Source organism: Lacinutrix sp. MEBiC02595 (assembly GCF_053601555.1).
In genome coordinates, this window is sequence record NZ_JBSHNU010000238.1 from 1 (window position 1) to 3,618 (window position 3,618).

The window sequence follows — 3,618 nt, forward strand, 5'->3', positions numbered from 1 at the left end:
AAAATCTTTGTGACTTCAGTTTTACTTTTAGTTCCGATTTATCTAAGCAAATTTTGTTAATTATAAGTTAGGGAATTAGGTAAGCCCAAACTAAAACAATAGCAGAGAAAATAGAGGATTGACACTGTTTTTGCTAACGTGTTTGTATATGGTTTGTTGCGTGTTTAAGAACGTAATTTAGCAAATAAAAACCGAATAGAAAATCCGCGAGGGTTTTCGTAAGCAGGCTAGAACCAGCAATAAATTATATACGGTGTTACCAAACGTTATTTGTTATCTAATTCAGCTTGTAAAAATCCACCGAATATTATTGAATCATTTCTCATTATCATTAAATCTTCCGCTTTATTTATGTTAAAAGTCAGTGTGTCCAAATATTTAAGCTCTTTAAAATTAGTAGGAACGTTACTTAATAAACCAATAGAATTATCCTCATTTAAATCCAATAATTGAACCCAAATATGTTCAATATTTTCATTTTCGGTTATTTTTACTTTAGCAAAAAAGTCAGTTTCTGAATTTTCTTTATTTTTAAATTCCGAGATAAAATATGGTAAATTTAATTCAGCAGTCTGTTTGGTTTCATTCAATAGTTTATCGTTTGAGTCAATTTCTCGTGTATTCTTTTTATCCCATTCAGTTTGCTCATTTTCAGGTTCATATTTGTCTTGAGCAACGTAAATTCCAAATAGTACAAAAGCCAAAGTAGCAATAATTCCAATTGTTAATAAGCTTGAAATTTTTTTTTGAATGTTGCTATTCATAATGTTTGGTAACGTGTTTGTATATGCTTTGTTGCGTGATTAAGCAACTAAGTTAGTAAATAAAAACGGAATAGAAAATCCGAAAGGATTTTCGTAAGCAAGCTAGAACCAAGCAATAAAATATATACGGTGTTAGGCAACGTTTTTTAATTTCCACAGGGATATTTTTTATTATCAGATTCATTTAAGGAATTGAAAATGGTCTCACTTTCAGAAAGCTGTATATCTCGTTTGTCAATGAGTTTTGTATTCCAATATTCGGTTAGTTTTTTCAATTCAGATTCCGAAATACTTTGTCCTTTGTTTTCAATCCATTCCCAAACTATTCCATTATATATATAATGCCATCCAATTAGTTTATCACATTTTTTATAAATATACTTTGTTCCAAGTCCTATTTTTTCATATTTCTCAAATTCATTAATTCGAGTGAGAATTATATGAATTCCAATAGATTTTTCGGGGTTTGATATTTGGTTGAGAAGTTGTTTATTGGCTTTTTTTCCGATTTCAACAAGTCCGTTAGCAATAGAATCATATTCTTTAAGAACTAAAGAATAATTACAAGTAATTGGAATAGTTTCCCAAGTCAGTTTCTCAATGAGTGCTGTTATTCTTAAATCAGTTTCTGTTTGTCCAAAAGACAAGCCACAAACGAAAATTAGAATCGGTAATATGTTGTTTTTGAGAGTTTTCATTCAATGTTGCCTAACGTGTTTGTATATGGTTTGTTGCGTGTTTAAGCACCTAATTTAGCAAATATAAACCGAATAGAAAATCCGCGAGGGTTTTCGTAAGCAGGCTAGAACTAGCAATAAATTATATACGATGTTAGGTGTAGTTTTTTATAAGTTCTGAAATTTCATTATCTGTATGAATCTGAGTAGGATAAAAATTTCTTTCAGATAATGGGACTTTTATATTTTTATAAATATATGAGGTGTAATCTTTATAAGTTCCGTTTAGTTCATACAATTTTAAAAAAGGCGTGAGTGCTATTTTTAAATTTGTTGTTTTAAGTAATCTTATAAATGCTTTTTTGAAAACAGGATTTCTTTGAGTCCAAATATTGTTTAGGAAAAAAATAATTGTTCCAGCACTTTCATCAAAATCTGGTTTTTCTTCGATTAGTCTATTGAATAAAACACTCCAAAAATGATCATCATAATGTTTAAAGTCTTTATTAAAGACTTCAAAGAAATAGTTCGGGTATGATGAAAGACAAATTAAAATAGCAGTTTCATTTGGTAAATTTTTAAGTACAGATACCTCCGGTATTTTAGGTAAAGCACTTAAATATTTTGCTGTAAGAAACTCTTGTAAAGATTTATGTGAAAATTGATAAGAATTATATCCAGTTTGTACAAAAATCCCAGTATGATTTTCTAATTCGGTAACAACTTTTTTGGCTTGTGATGTAGGTAAATTATGTGCTTTATGTATTTTATTATAACATTTTCTAATATCGTCACTACTAAAAACATTTTTGCTTAAATGAAAAGATAACCAATAAGATAATTGAGCTAAAAATTCTTTTTTTTTCTCAATATAGAAGTCCGCATACTTTGAAGGTCTAACAACACTTCTTTGTTGATCCCAAGTTTCTAATAATAGATTTAATACAAAATCGTATATGTATCTTGGTTTCGGTGGGATAGTTTTTTTTCTTTCATAAATTGCACACAGATGCGATAATGTTAGTGGTCTCATCGTTGTGTCATAATATGGTGAGTCTTTTATTTTTTCAAATAAGTCTTTAGCTTTCGTTCTATTTGTAATCCATTTACTTATAAGTGATTTTATTTGTTTATCATTTAAAGGACAAATTTCGTATGTATTTGTATTTGTTAGTTGTAATAAAAAATCATTACTTCTAGATGTCAAAATAAATTTTGAATCTATAAGATTTAATGATAATTCCTGAAACTCTTTTTCAATTCTCGTTTTTAGTTTACTATCTGGTATTTCATCAAATCCATCGGCTATAAGAAGTACTTTACTATCGTTAAAAAATGATATTATAGTGTTTTTTAATAAATTATAATATTCAAACCCAAAATCATCAAGATACTCAACAGGAAATTTTATATGAATGCCTAATAAGTCGACTAAAATTTTGAATAAGCCAAAATTCTTTTGGTTTATATGATTTTCATAATCTAATTCTCTAAAACGAATAACTAAAGGAAAAGAGAAATCAAAATCTTTATTATTATCTAAATAGTCATTAAAAATTTTTTTGATTAGTGTTGTTTTTCCAGCTCCAGCACCTCCGTATATTATTTTGTTTTTATTGAATTCTTTTAATAATTTCTTACTGTTAATTTTAGCAGTTTCTTCATCAACATCAAATCTGGTTTTCAATGGTGATAAATATAAATCTATGTCTACAAAAATATTTTTCAGCTCTTTAGATGTTATAGCTGTACTAAAGTTTATTTCATTAGACCAAGCTATTGCCGCAGTTAAATTATTTTTGATATTAGATAAAACTACATCTTCTGAAATCTCAAGGTCATAATTTTCTTGAAAGAATTCAAACTCTTCTTTTTTGAGTTTCTTTTTTGCTTTAGAGTTTATATTTGTTAATTGCTTATCAAATATAGAACCAACTCCTTTAATTCCTTTATCCAAAAGATTTTTAAAAAGTACTTGTGTAAATATAGTTTCGAAATCAATCATTGAATTTGAGGGTTGGTTTTAAATTACACCTAACGTGTTTGTGTATGCTTAGTTGCGTGTGTAAGTTACTAAATTAGTAAACAAAAACGGAATAGAAAATCTGTAAAGATTTTCCGAACAAACAAGAACCAAGCAATTAAATATACACGGTGTTGTAAGTAGTTTTTTTAAT

At 27.6% G+C, this 3,618-nt stretch carries 3 protein-coding genes; all 3 read right to left on the reverse strand.

Translation table 11 applies throughout. From position 1 onward, the window contains the following. Positions 1–266: 266 nt before the first annotated feature. Positions 267–764: a DUF2314 domain-containing protein gene (locus tag ACVCZW_RS13305; RefSeq protein WP_452232648.1), complete on the reverse strand. Its 498-nt coding sequence runs from the start codon at positions 762–764 to the stop codon at positions 267–269. A 146-nt stretch (positions 765–910) separates the two neighbouring features. Next, complete coding sequence (locus tag ACVCZW_RS13310; RefSeq protein ID WP_452232649.1) at positions 911–1,462, reverse strand: hypothetical protein; 552 nt, start codon at positions 1,460–1,462, stop codon at positions 911–913. 133 nt (positions 1,463–1,595) lie between these two features. After that, complete coding sequence (locus ACVCZW_RS13315) at positions 1,596–3,446, reverse strand: NACHT domain-containing protein (RefSeq protein ID WP_452228563.1); 1,851 nt, start codon at positions 3,444–3,446, stop codon at positions 1,596–1,598. Positions 3,447–3,618: the final 172 nt, after the last annotated feature.

Coding starts and splice junctions, on each gene's coding strand:
- ACVCZW_RS13305 (WP_452232648.1), bottom strand. CDS start 764: ATGAATAGCAACATTCAAAAAAAAATTTCAAGCTTATTAACAATTGGA.
- ACVCZW_RS13315 (WP_452228563.1), bottom strand. CDS start 3,446: ATGATTGATTTCGAAACTATATTTACACAAGTACTTTTTAAAAATCTT.
- ACVCZW_RS13310 (WP_452232649.1), bottom strand. CDS start 1,462: ATGAAAACTCTCAAAAACAACATATTACCGATTCTAATTTTCGTTTGT.